We start from the raw sequence: 19,192 nt of genomic DNA on the forward strand, positions 1-19,192 counted from the left end.
GTTTACCCACAATCAGCCGTTCGATAATCGACGGTTCTATGCGCTTCACGCATGAGGCAGAAAAATCGAAAATTATTGTTGACGGGAACAGAGTATCTACTATTTCTATTTCCGCTACTTTGTGAAACTTATCCTTGCTGTTCATAGCGCCAGCTTCCCAAATAAGCTAAAAAATGAGCGGTCAACCGCCGGATTCAGGGTTACGTACGTATCATCCAGGATTGAACCATAGCAGATATGCCATGGTAGCGAATAGCGCATGCCTCCCGATCTGCATTACTAGGCAACGTGGCAGATTGTTTTAGCGCCGGAATCAACCGACGCGAGGACGTATAACCTGCCGATACAGTTGAGCGTGGTTTACTCTCCCTTTCCATTACGCAGGTTTTGCTGCGTGCCGATAGGCCAGCACTCGTGCCCGTTCCCGCACTATACTTCGTGCTTGACACCGTCCGCACAAACAGATAGTTTTTTAAACGTATTTTCAGTTGGTTGCCTGACGGGATATCATGCATTTGAATCAAGACGGCATGGCGAACCCCGGTTCCAGGAAGTTGAAGAATGGCGAAGCTGGCCGACGGCCTCGATCAATATCGGCCGGCGTAGGTCACTAGCCACACGCCCCGAAACCAATACCGAGGCTGAGCCGACGCTAAACAGAAACATCGTGAATGCGATTTAACAAGCGCGGTTTCGCTACTTCCACTATGCTAGGATGGCGATGAGTTTCAATCACCAAAAACGCAGCCTGCTCCATGTCGCGCCATCCTCTTCCTCTACCACCGATGTCATATGAAATTATCGCCGTCCATCGACGCCCGGGAGAGCAAACAAGCCTCTCAACGGATTCCTGCGATTATCCCATTTACATCCGGAAAAGTAGAAACCCATGACACCCGGCGCTAATTCAAAACTCCTCGCCTGGGATTCCTCCGTCATCCCGCCCAAACTGACCGTGCGCGGCGATTGGACCCTTGACAACTACGCGGCACTGGGACAGGAAATCGCCCGGCTTCGCACCGAGGTGGAGGATCTGGCTGGCGCGCAGAGTAACCAGGTTGACCTGAGTGGCCTGGGCGCGCTTGACACGGCGGGGGCTTCAAGGCTGCTTGAGTTGCTCGGCGTCGAACTCGCCCGGAAACTATCCGGTCCCGATTCAGTGCTGACTACGGAACGCGATGCACTGTTGCGAACGGTAGCGGATGCGATGAGCACCACCGGTAAAATCCAGCACACGCGGCGGCGCTCGGCGGCAATCGAACTGCTCGAGAGGATTGGGCATGCCATGGAAATCTTCCGACAGCAGGCATTAGCATTGCTCGGATTTACGGGCCTCACGCTCCAGGCCCTGACCCATACCATTCTGCGTCCAAGGCGCTGGCGTATCACTTCAGTAGTGGCCCAGATTGAAGAAACTGGCCTGAATGCCGTGCCCATCGTTGCCTTGCTCAATTTTATGGTCGGAGCGGTGATTGCGTTTCTTGGCGCAACGGTGCTGGCCGATTTCGGCGCCAGCATCTATACCGTTAATCTGGTGGCCTTCTCGTTCCTGCGCGAGCTTGCTGTCCTGCTCACCGCTATTCTGATGGCTGGTCGGACGGCGAGTGCCTTCACAGCCCAGATCGGGTCCATGAAAGCCAATGAAGAAATTGACGCCGCTCGCATGCTGGGGCTGAGCCCGGTCGACTTGCTGATATTGCCACGCCTGCTGGCGTTGTTCGTCTCGCTGCCTATTCTTACCTTCGTGGGCATGATCTCAGGCATACTCGGCGGCGCGGTCGTCTGCGCATTGGCGCTGGATATTTCGCCAGCGATGTTCCTGTCGATTTTTCAGGAACAGATCGAGTTGCGGCATTTTCTGGTGGGTATGTCCAAGGCGCCGGTATTCGCTTTCGTGATCGCGGTCATCGGCTGTCTCGAAGGTTTCAAGGTCAGCGGCAGCGCACTGTCGGTTGGCCAGCACACGACTTCCAGCGTGGTCCAATCCATTTTCGTCGTTATTCTTCTGGATGCGCTGGGCGCGCTGTTTTTCATGGAGATGGGATGGTAAGCTCGACTGCTTCTCCCAGCCGCGATGTGATAATTCAGGTCCGCGATCTGACAAACCGTTTTGGCAAGCAGACCGTACATGAAAAGCTGAATCTGGACGTTTATCGTGGGGAGATCCTGGGTGTGATCGGTGGCTCCGGCTCAGGCAAGTCGGTACTATTGCGTACGATAGTCGGATTGCAGACACCTGTGTCAGGGAGTGTATGTGTGCTTGGCGAAAACGTCCTCAAGTTGTCGCGTGAGCGCCGATACCGGCTCGAGCGGCGGTTTGGTTTGCTTTTCCAGCGCGGCGCCTTGTTTTCTTCGCTGACCGTCGTCGAAAATGTCGCTGTGCCGCTCATGGAAAATGCCGGCCTCAGCCGGGCCGATGCCGAGCATCTCGCGAACGTAAAACTCGCACTGGCAGGATTGCCCGCCAACGCCGGCGAAAAATACCCGGCCACGTTGTCCGGGGGCATGGTAAAACGTGCTGCGCTTGCGCGGGCGCTGGCCCTCGACCCGGACATACTCTTTCTGGACGAACCTACGGCGGGCCTTGACCCGATAGGCGCCGCGGAATTCGACCAACTCATCATCACTTTGCGCGATGCGCTGGGGCTGACTGTTTTCATTGTGACGCACGACCTCGATACGCTCTACACCATCTGTGACCGGGTTGCGATACTGTCCGGCAAACACGTCCTGGTGGCGGATACGCTGGATGTCGTTGAAGCCACCGACGACGCCTGGGTGCAGGATTACTTTCACGGCCCACGCGGGCGGGCGGCTCACCAAGCGGGACGCCAACGACTGCAGGAGGCCGGTTGATGGAACCCCGCGCTCACCATGTGCTGATCGGGCTCTTCACCGTTATCGCCGTGGCGGCTGTCTCGCTATTCGTTTTATGGTTAGGCAAATCGCCCAGCGATACCGGACAGCGATATTACAGCGTCATTTTCAACGAAGCGGTAAGAGGCTTGTCCGTCGGCAGCGCCGTGCAGTACAGCGGTATAAAGGTGGGCGATGTGGTCGGGCTTGCGCTCGATCCGCGCGATCCCCGCAAAGTACTCGCGCGGATACGTGTGCAAGGCAATGTCCAGATCAAACAGGATACCCAAGCGCGGCTGTCGTTTACGGGCATCACCGGAAACTCCATTATAGAACTCAGCGGCGGATCTCCGGATAGCCGCAGACTGGTGGCGGCGGAAGACGAAGATCCTGTGATCGTGGCCACCCCTTCTCCAATCGCCAAACTGCTGGAGCAGAGTGACAGTACCATGGCGGACATCACCGAGTTGATCCTGCGCGCCAAGGATGTCTTGTCACGAGAAAACGCGCAGCACTTAAGTAAAACGGTGGAAAATATCGCGCAGGCTTCAGGGGCAATAGCCGGGCAGAGCGAGAATTTCAAAGTGCTGGTGAAGGAATTGACGACCGCCAGCCAGCAAGCAAATCTGGCGTTGCGGCAGGCTTCGCTGATGATGGACAGCGCCGACGCCCTGATCAACAATCAGGGTGCGCGTACTTTGGACAGCGTGGAGCGAACGGCGGCTTCGCTGGCAAAAACCACCGCCACCATCGACCAACTGCTGCTCGACAACCAGGATGCGCTTGGTGGCGGAATGCGTGGCTTGAACGAGCTTGGGCCTGCCCTGCAAGAACTGCAAAAAACACTGGGCTCAATGAACAGGATAATGCGCAGGCTGGAGGACAACCCGGCCGATTATCTGACCGGCCGTGAAAAAATTCAGGAGTTTGAACCATGATGGGTAGTGCGCTTCGGCCGCAATACTTTTGCCGTTTCGGGTCGATATCGGCGGTGATGGGACTGGTATTCCTGTCTTCCTGCTCGATATTGCCGAAAGCCGAAAAGCTGGAGATCTATCAACTGCCCTCCTCTTCGATTCCGCGCTCGGCCCAGGCAGGCAGTCTGCCGTGGGCGCTGCGCATTGCTACCCCGCACAGCAGCCAGTTGACCGACAGCATGCGCGTGCTGGTACTGCGGCAGGACAACCAGATCAGTGCTTACAAGGGCATACGCTGGGGCAACCCGGCGCCGATTTTACTGCGTGATCAGCTCGCCGTAGCCTTTCGCATCGATGGCAGATTCAGTTCCGTGAGCAGCGGCAACAATAATCTCATGGCCGATCTGGAGCTCGGGGGTGACCTGACCGCATTCCAGGTGGAATACAAAAACGGCATACCGGCCGTGAATATCCGTTTATACGCAACGCTGGTGCAGCCCGGAAGAAACCGCATCGTAGCCACGCGCAGCTTTGAGATCATCGAACCCGTACAAGGCAGGGAAATACCTGAAGTCATCGCGGCATTCGGCAGGGCCACTGACCGGCTCGCCGCGGAGATAATTGATTGGACGCCCCAATACGAACCGGCTTCGCAACCCGCCGTGGAATAAATTCTCCGCTCGATTATTAGTGGAAAAACAGTCATCCTGAATCCAGCAGTTAGAAGGGTGGAGTGCGCGGTTTTTGGGGTGCAGAGCAGGACGCAGCGGCGCAGAATGCGACCGCGCAGTGCCCTTTCGCAAGAAGGTCGATACCGAAGCGAGATGCAGGCGTCCCACGCACCTGGAACGCGATCGCGACATCCCTTACTCCGATCTCCGCTTCGCGGGACTCTCGGTGTGGGTGAAAGCACAATCACCATATCGCCTTTGACCATTTTTCATGAATTTTCTCTCTCCGTTTTTGCACTGCCCTTATGCAACAAACGAAGTCAAAAAAAAACAATACATTGCATTGCTCATATTGGTTTAGCAAAAGGGATGCCTTATGCATTATTACAAGCTACACTCAAGCTATTGCTCACGCATATATGGCCTGTGAGATGAATTTACGCGCATCATCATCGGAAACTACTTCATATTTCCATTGCCACGAAGTATAAATATGAGGAGCTTCATCAGTCGATTTGATTTTTGCTTTTACCTTAAACTTTGTTCCTATGGGGTGGAATTCTCGCATAAAAGTAGAGCATTCAACCCTCATTGTTAGGGGTAAGCCTTGTCCTGGAAGCGGACGTGCCCGTATTGAATGCCTCGATAATTCGCCGTGGGATTGATAAGTCTCAATGATTATATAATGATATCTATTTGTCATTAGAAATCTCCTCCTTACTCTGAAAAACCCTTAGTTGTAAACCTCCGCCTATAAAGCAGCTGGATGATGGTGCGCACTTGATCATGAATCGTCGAATCCGAGCGTTTTATTGATGAGGTGAATTAGAATCTGCTTCATTACATCAAGGGTTACGTTGCCAGCTTTTTCTTTCGCTATCCCTGTTGCTTTTTGCCAAATAGACTCATCCCGAGCAGCATCAGCAAAATCGTGACCCGCGGATGTAAGGTGAAGAATTGTCCATTGGGGTGACGTATCAGCAATTGTTGTGACATCTATACCGTTTGCTAGCCCAGCATTGATGAGAAGATACGCGTGGTAACCAATTTGCTCTTCCGAGTACCCATTAATCTCAATTTCATCTTGAACATACCCCGTTGGACCGGCTTCCACGGCCAGAATAAGTTTTCTTATCAGATTTAGGTCGCATATCAATTAATATCCCAGTAGCGTTAAAAGAATACTGAAAAAATATCCATTAGCTTTGATTTTACGAACTCTATCAATGACAAAACAATTGGACTTAGGTACACCAGTCACCAAGTAGGGGTATTCAAAGTGAGCAATGTATTTAAGAAGGCAGCGAATCTCATCAACTGCTCTACCTTCTGCGATTTCGGCGCTTTGACTGTTGTTGCATCTTCCTGCGATTCTTCGTAGTTTTCCGTCTTTCGCCGCCACGCGATTGCAGCGACTTCCTGTCATCTACTTCTACTCGCCGTAGAGCGACTGCTTGATTTGTTTGTGGAAACTCGTCCTGGCGGTATCGCCAGTACTCCATCGCAGGCCCCCAAAGGCCAAGCTCTTGCCGCCTTCGTTCCAGTTCCGCGAGCTCCTCCTCGGTCCAAGTGTCCTTAGACAGAACGAACAGGTCCTCAGAACGACGCTCGTAGTCCTTGTGCGGGTTGTCAAAGGCGATGCCAACGAATGTTGTTGCCAACTCTGCCTTGAGTCGTGTCGTTTGCACGTAGGCATGCAGAACACTCATACGGTACTGACGGTACTCTGCATACGACTCGTCAGCGCGCTTTGGGACGATAACGAAAACGAAAGCCGTTTCATCGGCCACGCCACCGTACACTAGTCGTCCTAGTCGGTCTCCTGGCTTTACCCGATGCAATGCCCCAATGAACGACTCAGCCAATTGGCGTCGCCTAAAGCGGGACTCTGCGGCCAACAGACGCAGACCGCCCTCAGTTTCCAGCGCCGTCTGGTCGACGTACCGTTCATGTAGACCAGGGTCTCCGTATTCAATGAAACGCTCAATCAGCGCATCCCATGAGTAGCTGATTTTATCGGCCAGCTTCTTGCGTTTGTAGCCGGGGTCAGAGTTGAGTCCGTTGTAGTGAGAACCATCAAATACAACTATGTCGGGCAAAAGCTCTTCTGGCGGGGTGTTAAAAAACACATGCCGCATTCCAGACTCATCCATGGTACGCAGGTACGCAGCCATCAACTCTTCTTCGCCAAAGGCAGTCACATTCGTGCCGCGTCGCCCCAGCAGAGCCTCACGGGCCTTGAGGTAGTCGATAAAGTCGATAGCGGTATCGAATTCACTCATCAACAACTCAATGGTACCTTCGTCGAAGACGTGCACGAACTGCTTACTCGGCTCGGGCAGTCCGATGACGAACGGCGTAGTCAAGTGGGCGTCGCCTTCTAAGCTGCTGCATACACCAAATGAGCCAAATCCTTCTCCTCCTCGAGCTGCCAATGCGGCATCCCAACTACCTCGTGTAGCCGCTACAAGGTGAAATCGAACAGCCTCCCCAGTGGGTATGAGTATCGGGAGTTTTCGAAGGCACTTCGGGTCGAGGAACGCTCTTTCTGGAAAGCGTTTGAGCCAGGACTTCCCACCATGTAGTTGGCGGCATGAGTCGAGCACTGCCCGCTTGTACCAACGGGGCCAAGCTACGTTCAGCTCCTTGTCCACCTGAAACGTGATGTGTTTGTCCGAAAAGAGGATGACGTCGTTCCCGAAGATAACTAGGGCATCGCAGAGTTCCTTCGTCCCACCCTTGCCGTCCTTAAAGCCTTCATCGGTGTAGATGTTAGTTTGGGACCAGAGACGGAGGAATGAGCGCCGGCATAGGTTTGTCAGGATGCGCTCGGACTCGTTGACGCCCTCAGAGTCCCCGAGGTCGAACAGCCGGCGAGGTTCATTATTGAGTTGCAGGTTGTCGTCGCGCACTTGTTATTCTACTTTCCTGGGCTGTTAGTATTTACTATGCCTCTAGGGTCGGTTTTCTGAGGTCCGGCGTCAAGCCCAAATACTGTGCGACAGCTTCATCATGGCGCAACGGTCCCGGTAGCGCGGCCTTGGCAAACTTAAATTCGCCGATCGATGTGCTGGAAAGACTAGGCTTCGCTTAAAAAAGTCAAGTGGAAATTACCGGATAGGGGCATGGCGCTGCAATCTTGCGACGGTCGGCGCCTCATTCACTCGATTTTGTTTCGCGGTCCCAATACGGCGTTTTGCTGATGTCGGGTTGGCACCCTTTGCCGGCATGATCACCCAGCGGTTATCGACTTGACCTGGTAGGGCATATCGGGTTTACCCAGCGAGCAAAAACACGTGGCATAGGGCGATGCCGTCCGAAAACCGGTACGAGTCTGCCTCCATCCAAAACGCATTTAACCTGCTTCCGTACATCCACGAAAATGTACGATACCAGCCGGTTTCGCTCAGGCGTTCTTCAGCGCATAGCCGTAGGCAAGATTGGCGCGTCCGGCACCAATCTTGCCGTACAAGTTCTTGTATGAAGCGATCTCGTCATCGGTCAACCCGGAGCGCTGCTGAGCCGTGAAGTTGTAAAGCCGCGCATTGTTGTCGCCGAAAATAGCCGTTTTGACCGGGCCATCGGCGGGTCCCAGCGGTTGCAGGCCATATTTTTTCTGCAAGGTCTCCGGAATTTCCAGGCGCCGTAGCGCTTCGATCTGCCACTGCGGCGAACCGGTCCAGATTGCATCGGTGCCCCAACAAACATGGTCTGCGCCGAGGCCCCGGATGAGTTGTCCCGTGACGATGGCCGCTACCCTTGGGTCGGCAATAGTGGATTGGGCGAATACCTGGCCCAGGTCCGCATATACATTTCCGACACCATACTTCGCCGGTATCTCGGCAAGATCGGTGACCCACTCGATGCGCCCGTCCTGCTCGAACTGCTTCCAGGCATCCTGCGCCGTTCCGCCCCCGGCCCAGCGATAGCCGCTGTGATAAATGATGAAGTTGAGCTGTGGCCAGTCCCGCGCCGCCTTCCCCACGTCGTGCACATCGCAGTAACCCAGCAGGTGCGGAAACCGCTGCTCGACCGACGGCGGAAACAGCCCCTTGTGAATGCAGATGTTTTTGATGCCGGCTTTCTGGATCTTTTCGTAGGCGGGATAAACAAGTTTCTCATCGTCCAGGCGCCACGGATGTTTCGACAAATCCTTATGCGTATTGTCGCCGATGGTGTAGCCCTTGATCGAATCTGGCTTGAGATCGGCCAGCGCGTGATCCAGTTGCTCCATCCAGCCGGGATAGCCAGGCGTGAAGACGGCATGCGAGAACATGCGCTTGCGGCCGGCAAGCCCATTCACCGCGGCGCGTGCCTGGGCTTTCATCTCGTTGGTCAGAAACCAGTCTTCCGGAATCTCGGAAGGCGCGCCGCTGATGCAGGCGACCTTGGTATCGCTGTCGAGATAGATTTCCTTGATGTAGTTCCTGAACATCAAGTCATCGAGCGTCTGCTCCTTCTCGACCAGTTCCGGGTTCCAGCCGGCTTTGCCCACGGCTTTGCGCGCGTTGATAAAACCGGCAAGCCGGGTGCCGGGACGCAGGAAGTGAGTGTGCATATCCATGATGAATTGCCCGGACAGCTTTTTTGCGCGCGCGTCGGCTTCTTCGGGCGTTTGCGCTTCGGCACGCGACACGCCAAAGATCGGCCCGTACGTATCGTTCATGGCGAGAAATGCCGTCGTCATCCCGGCTGCCGTCTGGAGAAATTTCCTCCGGCTGATGCCCAGGCGCTTCGCCATCCGCGTGCCCGCTTCCTTGATCCGGACCTCGAATTCCCGCTGCCGGGGCGTCTGTGGCGCCGGCATGAACTCATCGCTCGATACCGACTGAACCGGGATAGGGGAAGGAAAAAGCGATTCAGCGGATGAAAGTCGTGCCAGTTCTTCGGAGGAAAGAAAGCTCATCGGCGCTCCCGTATGACAGCATGATAGAAAATCAGCCCTGTTCTTTCAGCGTTCGCAGCCGCTGGCGCTAATCAGCCGCGCGACCGCGACCTAAGAGGAAATGCGCCCTGCCAGTGCTTCCACGCCGGCGATAACATCGAACAATTCCTCATCGATGTTGCTTTGCCGCAGACGGTAGAAGCTCTGTTGAAGGTCAGCGCTCAATTGATCGATATTCTTTTCGGCGCGCTCCATTGCCGCCAGGCGACTCGCATTTTCACTCGCGAGCGATTCAGCGCAAGCGCGAAATAGGGAAACGAGCAGATACTCCCGAATCAGTGCATGCAGCGTTGCTTCGCCGCTGCCCATCACCTCCGGCAGCTTGTTCGTCGGCCAAGGAATTCCGGCCAGTTCGCGCCGCCAGGCATCATCCAGCGGCAACAGCCGCTGATGGACAGGCGCATATATCGCGCCCGACCGGGAACTGTTGTAGAAAAGATAAAGCTGCGCGATCCCATCCTTGTCGCGCCTTGCCCGCCGGGCTTCGCCTTCCCCCAGACTTGGCATCAGCGTCTCCATCAGAATCCGGCCCACCAGCGGCGTGATGCCCTTGACCGAAAGCGGAACGGTAAAAAGCCCCGCTACCTGCAGGTCCACATGCATGCCCGTGTCCGCCAGCCGATCATACACACGCTCACCCGTCACCCATACCCTTGTTTTGCCCGGCAAGGCCGCCAGCGTCTGAATGGCGTAATCGGCGATGACCTCGTTGAATCGTCCCACCAGGCCCTGATCCGAACCGAACACGACCGCGCCGGTTACGTTGCCCCACGGGTTTACTTCCTGTCCGGTCACGGGCGACACGAATGACGATAGCATGCCGGTACGGAAACAGACACTCAAGCCAAGCTGCACGGCACGATAATAATCATCCAGTGCCCGCGTCGATCTTTGGTATTGCCCGATGCTCGCCGCTGCCATCGCCTTCATGGTGCTGACCACCGACCGCAGATCACGGGCGCCCTCGATTTTCCGACGCAGGCTGGCGAGGCTATCGCTCATCATGTGCCTCGCCTGCTTTGGATTCAAGTTCCGGCGATGACTGAAATCCGGTGAGCGCCTTGCGCAGGCTTTGCGTGATCGATTCACGGTCCTCATCGCTCAGATTCTTGGCAGTTTCGATGCGCGCACGCACCTCGGCAGGTATATTCGCCACTGCCTCCCGTACTGTTCGCTCGGCCTCTGTCATGCGGTCAGGCGGCACATCGTCAAACAATCTGGCGGTCAGCGCCAGCAGCAGGCCAATCTGCTCGATCATTGAAACCGGGGCGGATTCGGGCTGCCTGAGGCAGGCACGAATGCGGCGCCCATGCTCGATAATCCCAAGGGTAGCCTTATCCAGCCTCGCGCCGAACCGGGCAAAGGTCTCCAGCTCTTCAAACTGCGCATAGTCCAGCTTCAAATCGCCTATCACCGCGCGGTAAGCGGGGCGCTGGGCCTTGCCGCCAACACGCGAAACGGATTTGCCGACATCGATGGCAGGCAACACACCCAACGCGAACAATGTCGGGGAGAGATAGATTTGGCCATCGGTGATGGAAATCAGGTTGGTCGGAATATAGGCGGAAATATCCTGGGCTTCCGTTTCAATAACGGGCAACGCAGTCAGCGAACCGCCGCCCAATTCTTCGCGCAGATGCGTCGCGCGCTCCAGCAACCGCGAGTGAATATAGAAAATGTCGCCTGGATAGGCTTCGCGTCCAGGCGGCCGGCGCAACAACAGAGACAGCTCACGGTAAGCGCGCGCGTGATGCGTAAGATCATCGTACACGATCAGCACATCGCGGCCCTGTTCCATGAAATATTCCGCAATGCTGGTTGCGGCATAGGGGGCAATGTAGATGAGGCCCGGTGGACTGTCTCCCTCCGTCACCACGACCACCGTGTAGCGCATCGCACCCGCCTCACGCAGGGTGGCAACCACCTTGGCTACACCGGATGCATGCTGCCCGATTGCGCAATAAACGCACAGCACGTTCTGGTTTCGCTGATTAAGTATGGTGTCCAGCGCAATGGCGGTCTTTCCGGTCTGCCGGTCGCCAAGAATCAACTCACGCTGACCGCGGCCTATCGGGATGAGTGCATCGATGACCTTGAGGCCGGTTTGCAAGGGCACGGTGACGGGTGCACGGTCCATGATGGATGGAGCGGCGCGTTCGATGGGCAAACGCTTCGAGGGTATGACTGGCGCCTTGCCGTCCAGTGGTCGTCCCAGTGGATCGATTACCCGCCCGACCAACCCGTCGCTCACTGGCACATCCATTACATGCCCTCTGCGTTCCACCTCATCGCCGGTATTTAACTGCGAGTAGTCGTCGAGCAGGATCACGCCGATTTCATTCGCATCGATATTGAAGGCAATGCCATATGACTCACCGGGAAACTTCAGCACTTCCTCGAAGCCCACGCCGGGGAGACCGGATACTTTTGCAATGCCGGAGGCGATACTCGTGATCGCACCGGTCTCGCGCAACGCCAAGCGCGGCCTCGAGGCTTGTCGTACTTGCGTTATCTGCGCGAATACGCCATCGATGACGCCTTGAAGATTTTTGGCGGTCGTATTCATCGAATATGTTCGGAGGACTTAAGGTTCGGGATATCCGGGGTATTCAGTTTTTTCTTATCCCTGTTCTTTTCCTTTACCGATGTCTCGGTTTCAGGTTCAGCTTCGAGCTCAGGTTCAGGCTCGAGCCCAGCTTCCGGTTCAGGTTCGCCAGGGCTCTTCAGAAGCTTGCCTATCTCCTCCTCCAGCGATGCGAGATAACCTGCAATATTCCAGGTCACTTTATGCCCGTTGGCAATGAGTTCAATGCCGCTGATCAAGTCCGGCCTGGTCTCAAACCGGACTGGAATTCTCGTGTCGAGGATTTCCTTAATCGCCGCTTTAATCGCGTTTTGCTGTGTAGCGGGCAAATCAAATGCGCTACGGATCAGAATTCCTGCCGTTTCTGCTGCTGCGGGGGTGGCGGGGGTGGCTGGCGTGGCTGGCGATGCCGCCGCCGACAGCCTGGTTATCGAAACCAGATTCGCCTTTTCCTCAGGGCTTAGCGCACGCAGGCGTTCGATAAACGCGTCCGCCATATGTGCTTCGAGCGTGGTATCGGCAAGATCGGCCAGCACCTTGCGGGTAATGGCAAATACTTCCGCGCCTATGCGCCGGGAGAGCGCTGCCCTCAAATCCTCGTATTCTCTTTTCAATGCTTCTTCCCACTGCGCGCGCAGTTCGCCCGCATCCGTCCGGGCGGCAGTAATCAGCCGCTGGCGTTCGGCGTGCGCCTCCGCCGAAGCCCTGCCTAGCAGTACCAATCGCTGCTGTTCGAATTCGTCGTTCTTTTGCCGAAACTCGTCGCGCTCCTTTTCGGCCTCCCGTTTTTTTGCATCGGCAGCGGCCAGTTCCGCAGCGATGCGCTTTTCTCTCGCATCCAGCGCCCTGAGAATGGGTTGATATAAAAAACGCTTCAACAACCACACCAGGATGAGGAAGTTTACGATTTGCGCAATAACGGTGAACCAATCTATCAGCACGGCTTATTTTCCGGCAGCCTGGGCAATAACGTAATTCCAGAACGGGTTGGCAAAAATAAGAATCATGGAAACCACGAAACAGTAGATAGCCAGCGACTCGATTATCGCCAGCCCGACAAATAACGTACGGGTAATGGTCGGGGCGGCATCCGGCTGCTGCGCCAGTGAAGTCAGCGCCGTGGCCACCGCCCTTCCTTCTCCCAGCGCCGGACCAATCACTCCGACGCTGATCGTCAGGCCAGCCGCGAGGATCGATACGATTGCGATAAGGGTCATGCTGTCCATACTCCCTCCTTCTCTTTGTCTGTCAGGTTATATTTACTTGGGTCATATTTATTCATATTGATTATGTGGTCGCCATCCAACATGAGGTATCGCCTTTCCCGAGGCATCGCCTTTCCCGCGAACGATGGGTTGCGCTTTGCTCCACCCATCCTACAAAAACCGCAAAAACGGACATAATTGCTCATTGTGTGGTTTCCGATTTTCTTATCGGTTCATCGTATTCGGACGCACCATGGTTCGCATAGATCGAGGTGGCCGTTTCGTAATTTCGTAGGATGGGTGGAGCAAAGCGTAACCCATCAAAATCCCATTTCAATAAATCGAACGATACATTGCGCTTCCCTCCACCCGCGTTGCATAAACCTGAAAAATGCAAAATGAGAATAATTTATTGGCATAACCCTCATTGCCCGGCGTCCGGTTTCTCCATTTCCGATTCATCGGGTTCGGCCAAGTCATGGTCCTGATCGATATCCTTCGTATTGCCAGAGGTGGCGGCCGCGATATAGACCGTCGCCAGGATGCTGAAGATATAGGCTTGCAGCATACCCGTCAGCAGGCCAAGCGCGCTCATGACGATGGGAAAGATGAACGGCGTGACGGTCAGCAAGATCGCAAGAATCATCGTTCCGCTCATGATATTGCCGAACAGGCGAACAGCCAGAGCCAGGGTGCGCGAGAACTCGCTGATAACGTTGAACGGCAGCATGATGGGCGTCGGCTCAAGATAGGATCTGAGGTAGCGGCCCAATCCCTGCTCTTTTATGCCGTACAGCGGCACAGCGATAAATACGCAGATCGCGAGCCCCGTGGTGGTCGAGAGCGAGCCGGTCGGCGGATCGTATCCCGGAATGACAGTGAAGAGAGTCGCCGTGGCGATAAAAACAAACAGCGTGCCGAGAAAGGCGAAATATAGCCGTGGCTGGCGCAGGCCTATTTCTCTTATCTGGTTGTGGATGGCGATAACCACGATTTCCAGCAGATTCTGCCAGCGGGCACGCTCCAATCCAATGGAAAGCTTGCGGGTAATGGCTCTTGAACCGATAACCAGCACAAACATCAGCCCCCAGGTGGATACAATGGTGGCGTTCAGCTTCAGGAACCCATACTCCCAGAAAATGATGTCATCGGGGCTAAGGTGCATGGCTGGCCTTCCGTTCCAGGTGGTCGAGGTCTGGTTTCCCCATGCCTGCAAGCCGCGTCGCAACCAGCCGCGTAATAACGAACCCAAGCAGACCGGCAAGGAGTATTTGCCAGCTTTCGCCCGGCAGGCCCAGCAGGAAATAAAATCCCGTCATGACCGCGCTTATCCGCAGCAGCATGCTGCCGATGAACCAGAGCCCGGGATTCGGGGATGAAAGGCCGTAGCGCACCGTCCACCACAAGCCGCCGAAGAAAAATGCGCCCAACAGAATGCCTGACGCCAATGACAACACCAGACCCAAGGTTTCGCTCATTCGATCCTCCTATTGCTCCTGTCACTCCCGCTGCTCCCGCTACACCCGCTGCGCCAACTACGTCGGTTCGACCTTTTATTTCCTCTGGCGCTCTCCCTCATGGGTTGCCCTATCCTCCCTGGCTAACCAGTACCAGGCATTCAGGCAACCCGCGATCATGCCGATAATCAGCAGGGTCAACGTCCACGAGTGATTCATCGGATAGTTTTTATCCAGCCATATGCCCAGTGCCGCACCCAGCAACGTGGGTACAGCAACCGACCAACCCACCAGCCCGATCATGCCCAACCCGGCCCAGATCGTCTGGCTGGCCTGATGCTGTGCCTGTTGTCCTTTGAGCTTGCGCGCCGCCCTCACCTCCACGCGTCGGCTTAATTCCGATCCACCCCCACCTGCGGAGGCTTTCCCACCCGCTTTTCCTCCTGTTTTTCCATCGACATCATCGCTCATGGTGAAATTCCATTAAGCGGCGAATGAAGCCGCTCTCCATTTTTGCCATCATCCGGCGCGCATCCCGCTCCTGTGTATCAAGGTTTAAAAACGCGTTCATCACGGTCTCATGCAGCGTAGCCAGGTCAGCCCCCGCTATCGCATTACGTACGGATACCAGTACCTCCATGCCGGTTTTTATCAGGATGCCTTCGTCAACCGCTATATAAACCTCACCCTCCTCTTTCGTCTCGAAAGCGAGGATACCCGGCACAAGCGCCGCCACGCAGTCGAGTCGGTTGGGCAGCAGCCCATACGATCCGCTACTGGTCTCCACAACAATACGTGCGACGCCGGTTTTTTCAGCGAAAACCCCGAACGGCAGAAGTATTTTAAGATTCATGGCAATTCACGGGCCGCATCTCGGTTCGTACTGGTGTTCAAGACCGGGCTGGGATCCATGTCCGGCTTTACAGGCAAATTTCCCGCATGGTTCTTTCCTTTCGCCTCGCCAGCCCGCCCGATCATATAGAGCGCTCCCTCGGGAAGATCCTTGAATTCATCTCGCAGGATGCGCTCGCAGCCATCCAGCGCATCCGCCAGACTGACCAGTTTCCCTTCGATGCCTGTAAACTGCTCGGTAGTGAAAAACGGCTGGGTAAAAAAACGCTCCAGCCGTCGCGCACGTGCCACGATGCTTCGGTCTTCCGGCGACAGTTGTTCCAACCCCAGCATGGCGATAATGTCCTTGAGCTCCGCGTATTGGGCAAGCGTGTGGCGCACCTCCTGCGCTATCCGGTAATGGCGTTGACCAATGATGCCGGGCGTTGCCATTTTGGAACCGGACTGCAGCGGATCAATGGCCGGATACAGGCCCTCGCTCGCGCGCTTGCGCGAGAGTACGATGGAAGCGGAAAAATGCGAGAAGGCGTGCACCGCAGCAGGGTCGGTAAAATCGTCCGCCGGGATATAAACCGCCTGGATCGATGTAATGGCGCCCGTATCCGTATTGGCGATCCGTTCTTCCAGCTGCGCCAGCTCCGTGCTCATCGTCGGCTGATAGCCCAGGCGCGACGGCATCTGGCCCATCTGCCCGGACACCTCCATGCCTGCCTGGATAAAGCGGAAAATATTATCTACCAGCAGCAACACATCACGATGCTCGTCGTCCCGGAAATACTCGGCCATGGTCAGCGCGGCATGACCCACACGAAACCGGGCACCGGGAGGTTCATTCATCTGGCCGAACACCATCACCATGTTCTCCAGCACCCCCGCCGCCTTCATGTCATGGTAGAGCTCCTCCCCTTCGCGGCAGCGTTCGCCGATGCCGCAAAAAATACTGACGCCCTCATGCTGCCCGGCTACGTTATGGATCATTTCGGTGAGCAGGATCGTCTTTCCCACGCCTGCTCCGCCGAGCAAGCCGGCTTTGCCCCCGCGTTCCAGCGGCATCAGCACGTCGATGATTTTGATACCCGTCTCGAAGATTTCGGATTTCGTGGAACGCCGCGCCAGCGGGGGCGATGCGTGATGCACCGAACGCCACTGCGCATTGACCGGAGCCGGGCGGCGATCGATGGCGTTGCCGAATACGTCGAACATGCGCGAAAGGGTTGCCTTTCCCACCGGCACCATCAGCGGCCCATGCGTATCGGTGACCTGCATGCCCCGGGCAAGACCCTGCGTGGGCGTTAGCGCAATGCCACGCACGTGATGGGCATCGAGCTGCGATAACACTTCAATCGCAATTTTTCCTTGCTTCCCCGCACGCAGCAATGTGTGAATAGACGGCACACGCTCAAACCGTATGTCCACAATGCCACCGCGCACAGAAACAACCGAACCGAATTCCGAAATGGCAGCTGTAGCACTCATATTCCCCCTTGGCAAGACAGGACGTCTACATTCCCCGATTAACTACTATCGTTTATCAATGCTTCATCAGTATTTAATACGGTAGCTATTTCATTCTAGTGCATCGGGAATAATTTTCAGCCTGGATGAGGTTGGCGGAAGGCCTGTGGTTTTGGTGGTTTTGGTGGTTTTGGTGGTTTTGGTGGTTTTGCTTGGCAAGCGCGACCCGAAGAGACCTGCGACGAATCGTGCCGTCACCTCTTGCGCTGCCGCATGCCAGCCTGAGCCTCGGGCACCTGTAAGATTTTACAGGTATCCAGAAATGTCATTTAATTATCTAATTGTAATTACCTGGCCCCGATCGCGATTGCATGACGCCAGCTCCCGATGCTATGCGCTTTCTGGAGATCCCACTTCCCAGGCGTCGGCAATAACCGGAGCGTTCCGGAAAAATTATCAACTCCCGTTAACGCAGGCTGCAGCAGGCGTGGAGGCAGGTGCACTCGATATTCAATTCCAACCATAATGAGGTTTTCGTGTCGCAAAATAACAAATTGCAGCCATCAACCATGTCTCGCCGCGCGTTTCTAAAAACAGCGGCTGCCGCCGCCGCTACCGTAGGCAGCGCCACGCTTCCGTTCAGCTCGCTTCATGCGCAGGGGACGGCAAAGTATCGGCGCCTGAATGTCCTGAATCCCGACGCGAGGCGTAATATCGAGAGCTATAAGAGGGCAATCCGGGCGATGCTCGCGCTTCCGCCAACCGATCCGCGTAACTGGTATCGTATCGCGCTCACCCACACCATGGATTGCCCGCACGGCAATTGGTGGTTTCTGGTATGGCATCGCGGCTATATCGGCTGGTTCGAACAGATATGCCGCGAACTTAGCGGCGACCCGAGCTTTGCGCTTCCCTATTGGGACTGGAGCGAGAATACGGACCCGAGAAATCCGTTCCGGCCGAGTGTGCCCTCGATCATGTTCGAGGATATACTGACGCCGTCCAATCCCGCCTATATCGCACAATACAAGGAATTCCGGGTTCGCTTCGGGGATGCAGTAGCGAAAGCGAGCTACTGGAAACGCAGTTACAAACCCAATGGAGAATTCGATGACGGCACGCAATACGGTCAGCTACTCGCGCGCGGAATCCGCGCTCCCGAAGACCTCTGGTTCGACATTATCGATGACCCAAGAGGCCAGTTTTTTTTCGACCTGGCCCATGCCCGGGGCCTGACAAAAGAAAAGCCGGGACTCGACGAAAAAACGGCAAAAGCCGTTTCCCTGCAGACCTTGCTGGACGCGCTCGCGCCGCGGGATTTCCTCACGTTCGCCAGCCCAAAAACGATGGGTCACAGCGGGCTGACCGGATTCGGCGTTCTGGAAGGCCAGCCACACAACAGGGTTCATAATTGCGTAGGCGGCATCTTTACCGATCCATCCGGCAGAACCACCAATAGCGGCGGCTTCATGCAAGCCAACCTGTCGCCCATCGACCCGCTCTTTTTCCTGCACCACGCGAATATCGACAGGCTGTGGGACGTTTGGACCCGGAAGCAACAGGCACGCGGATACCCCGTTTTGCCGGAAGGTTCAGACCTCAATGCGTGGTCATCGGAGCCATTCCTGTTCTTTGTCGATTCGAAAGGGCAGCCGGTAACCAAAAGGATCGCTGGCGACTATGCCACGATTGGGGATTTCAACTACGATTATCAGCCGGGATCAGGTGAGCAGGTTGTGCCGATGACGCTGGCAGCGCCTGCGGCCAGTGTTGCCGCCGCCCAGGCCGAACGGTTCAGCGCGCAGATTTCCCAATCGTCGATAAGCACGACAGAGCCAGCAATCGGTGCCGTGACGATTCCATCCGCGCTGCTCCAGGCAGGGATGCAACCGGAGGCGCCCAGGCTGTTTGCACAGGTGACAATCGCGCTGCCGCCACTGGCGCATGGTCATGATTTCGCCGTTCTGGTCAATGCACCTGCCGGCGGAGCTAAAATCGATCCATCGAGCCCGCATTATGCCGGTACGCTCTCGATGTTCGGGCACCACGTCATGCATGGGCCTGTCACCTTCACCATACCATTGTCGGGTGCGCTTGCCGCGATGCAAGCAGGTAACCTCCTCAAGGCCGATGCGCCGATGAGCATCCAGGTGGTGCCGGAACAGGTGGGCGCGCCCGGTGCCGCGGCAATCCATGTTATGGGAGCAAAGGCCGAAGTGCTTGCCATCGTGGTGCAGGCGCATTGACATC

At 55.8% G+C, this 19,192-nt stretch carries 18 protein-coding genes; 5 read left to right on the forward strand and 13 right to left on the reverse strand.

Going from position 1 to position 19,192, the window contains the following annotated elements:
• Positions 1 to 889 precede the first annotated feature (889 nt).
• From BLP78_RS13210 to BLP78_RS13225, 4 genes are read left to right on the forward strand one after another with little or no spacing between them, the layout of a single operon-like run.
• Positions 890 to 2,050: an ABC transporter permease gene (locus BLP78_RS13210; protein ID WP_090459923.1), complete on the forward strand. Its 1,161-nt coding sequence runs from the start codon at positions 890 to 892 to the stop codon at positions 2,048 to 2,050.
• Positions 2,044 to 2,856, forward strand: coding sequence for an ABC transporter ATP-binding protein (locus tag BLP78_RS13215; RefSeq protein ID WP_090459925.1), 813 nt, complete (start codon positions 2,044 to 2,046; stop codon positions 2,854 to 2,856). Before BLP78_RS13210 ends, BLP78_RS13215 begins: the two co-directional genes overlap by 7 nt.
• Positions 2,856 to 3,794, forward strand: a complete 939-nt coding sequence (locus tag BLP78_RS13220; protein WP_090459927.1) for an MlaD family protein — start codon at positions 2,856 to 2,858, stop codon at positions 3,792 to 3,794. The genes BLP78_RS13215 and BLP78_RS13220 overlap by 1 nt, the downstream gene beginning before the upstream one ends.
• On the forward strand, positions 3,791 to 4,444 hold the full coding sequence (locus BLP78_RS13225) for an ABC-type transport auxiliary lipoprotein family protein (protein ID WP_218118982.1): 654 nt from the start codon (positions 3,791 to 3,793) through the stop codon (positions 4,442 to 4,444). Before BLP78_RS13220 ends, BLP78_RS13225 begins: the two co-directional genes overlap by 4 nt.
• A gap of 409 nt (positions 4,445 to 4,853) precedes the next feature.
• On the opposite strand, the gene BLP78_RS15355 is transcribed toward BLP78_RS13225, so the two are convergent.
• The 13 genes from BLP78_RS15355 to atpD form a co-directional block, all read right to left on the reverse strand.
• Complete coding sequence (locus tag BLP78_RS15355; RefSeq protein WP_143002968.1) at positions 4,854 to 5,147, reverse strand: hypothetical protein; 294 nt, start codon at positions 5,145 to 5,147, stop codon at positions 4,854 to 4,856.
• A gap of 81 nt (positions 5,148 to 5,228) precedes the next feature.
• Positions 5,229 to 5,600, reverse strand: coding sequence for a DUF2513 domain-containing protein (locus BLP78_RS13230; protein WP_090459928.1), 372 nt, complete (start codon positions 5,598 to 5,600; stop codon positions 5,229 to 5,231).
• Positions 5,601 to 5,766: 166 nt separating this feature from the next.
• Positions 5,767 to 7,356: a hypothetical protein gene (locus BLP78_RS13235; protein WP_090459930.1), complete on the reverse strand. Its 1,590-nt coding sequence runs from the start codon at positions 7,354 to 7,356 to the stop codon at positions 5,767 to 5,769.
• A 494-nt stretch (positions 7,357 to 7,850) separates the two neighbouring features.
• On the reverse strand, positions 7,851 to 9,350 hold the full coding sequence (locus tag BLP78_RS13240; RefSeq protein ID WP_090459932.1) for an amidohydrolase family protein: 1,500 nt from the start codon (positions 9,348 to 9,350) through the stop codon (positions 7,851 to 7,853).
• A gap of 90 nt (positions 9,351 to 9,440) precedes the next feature.
• Complete coding sequence (locus BLP78_RS13245) at positions 9,441 to 10,394, reverse strand: F0F1 ATP synthase subunit gamma (RefSeq protein WP_256330279.1); 954 nt, start codon at positions 10,392 to 10,394, stop codon at positions 9,441 to 9,443.
• Positions 10,381 to 11,955, reverse strand: a complete 1,575-nt coding sequence (locus tag BLP78_RS13250) for an alternate F1F0 ATPase, F1 subunit alpha (RefSeq protein ID WP_090459934.1) — start codon at positions 11,953 to 11,955, stop codon at positions 10,381 to 10,383. Before BLP78_RS13250 ends, BLP78_RS13245 begins: the two co-directional genes overlap by 14 nt.
• Positions 11,952 to 12,914: a F0F1 ATP synthase subunit B family protein gene (locus BLP78_RS13255; protein ID WP_090459935.1), complete on the reverse strand. Its 963-nt coding sequence runs from the start codon at positions 12,912 to 12,914 to the stop codon at positions 11,952 to 11,954. Before BLP78_RS13255 ends, BLP78_RS13250 begins: the two co-directional genes overlap by 4 nt.
• Before the next feature lie 3 nt (positions 12,915 to 12,917).
• Positions 12,918 to 13,199 carry a F0F1 ATP synthase subunit C gene (locus tag BLP78_RS13260; protein ID WP_025039991.1) on the reverse strand — a complete coding sequence of 94 codons (282 nt, stop codon included), beginning with the start codon at positions 13,197 to 13,199 and terminating at the stop codon, positions 12,918 to 12,920.
• Positions 13,200 to 13,602: 403 nt separating this feature from the next.
• Positions 13,603 to 14,343, reverse strand: a complete 741-nt coding sequence (locus BLP78_RS13275; protein WP_090459941.1) for a F0F1 ATP synthase subunit A — start codon at positions 14,341 to 14,343, stop codon at positions 13,603 to 13,605.
• On the reverse strand, positions 14,333 to 14,656 hold the full coding sequence (locus BLP78_RS13280) for an ATP synthase subunit I (RefSeq protein ID WP_090459943.1): 324 nt from the start codon (positions 14,654 to 14,656) through the stop codon (positions 14,333 to 14,335). Before BLP78_RS13280 ends, BLP78_RS13275 begins: the two co-directional genes overlap by 11 nt.
• A 75-nt stretch (positions 14,657 to 14,731) precedes the next feature.
• Positions 14,732 to 15,106, reverse strand: a complete 375-nt coding sequence (locus tag BLP78_RS13285) for an AtpZ/AtpI family protein (RefSeq protein ID WP_090459945.1) — start codon at positions 15,104 to 15,106, stop codon at positions 14,732 to 14,734.
• The gene (locus BLP78_RS13290) at positions 15,096 to 15,488 is read right to left on the reverse strand and encodes a F0F1 ATP synthase subunit epsilon (RefSeq protein WP_090459947.1); all 393 of its coding nucleotides are present in this window, start codon (positions 15,486 to 15,488) and stop codon (positions 15,096 to 15,098) included. Before BLP78_RS13290 ends, BLP78_RS13285 begins: the two co-directional genes overlap by 11 nt.
• Positions 15,485 to 16,963: a F0F1 ATP synthase subunit beta gene (atpD, locus tag BLP78_RS13295; protein ID WP_090459949.1), complete on the reverse strand. Its 1,479-nt coding sequence runs from the start codon at positions 16,961 to 16,963 to the stop codon at positions 15,485 to 15,487. The genes BLP78_RS13290 and atpD overlap by 4 nt, the downstream gene beginning before the upstream one ends.
• Before the next feature lie 548 nt (positions 16,964 to 17,511).
• Between atpD and BLP78_RS13300 the strand changes: the two genes are divergently transcribed.
• Positions 17,512 to 19,188 (forward strand): tyrosinase family protein, encoded by a 1,677-nt coding sequence (locus tag BLP78_RS13300; RefSeq protein ID WP_090459986.1) that lies wholly within the window; start codon positions 17,512 to 17,514, stop codon positions 19,186 to 19,188.
• Positions 19,189 to 19,192 lie beyond the last annotated feature (4 nt).

Origin of the sequence: Nitrosospira sp. Nsp1 (assembly GCF_900100985.1) — a bacterium.
Taxonomy (GTDB): domain Bacteria; phylum Pseudomonadota; class Gammaproteobacteria; order Burkholderiales; family Nitrosomonadaceae; genus Nitrosospira.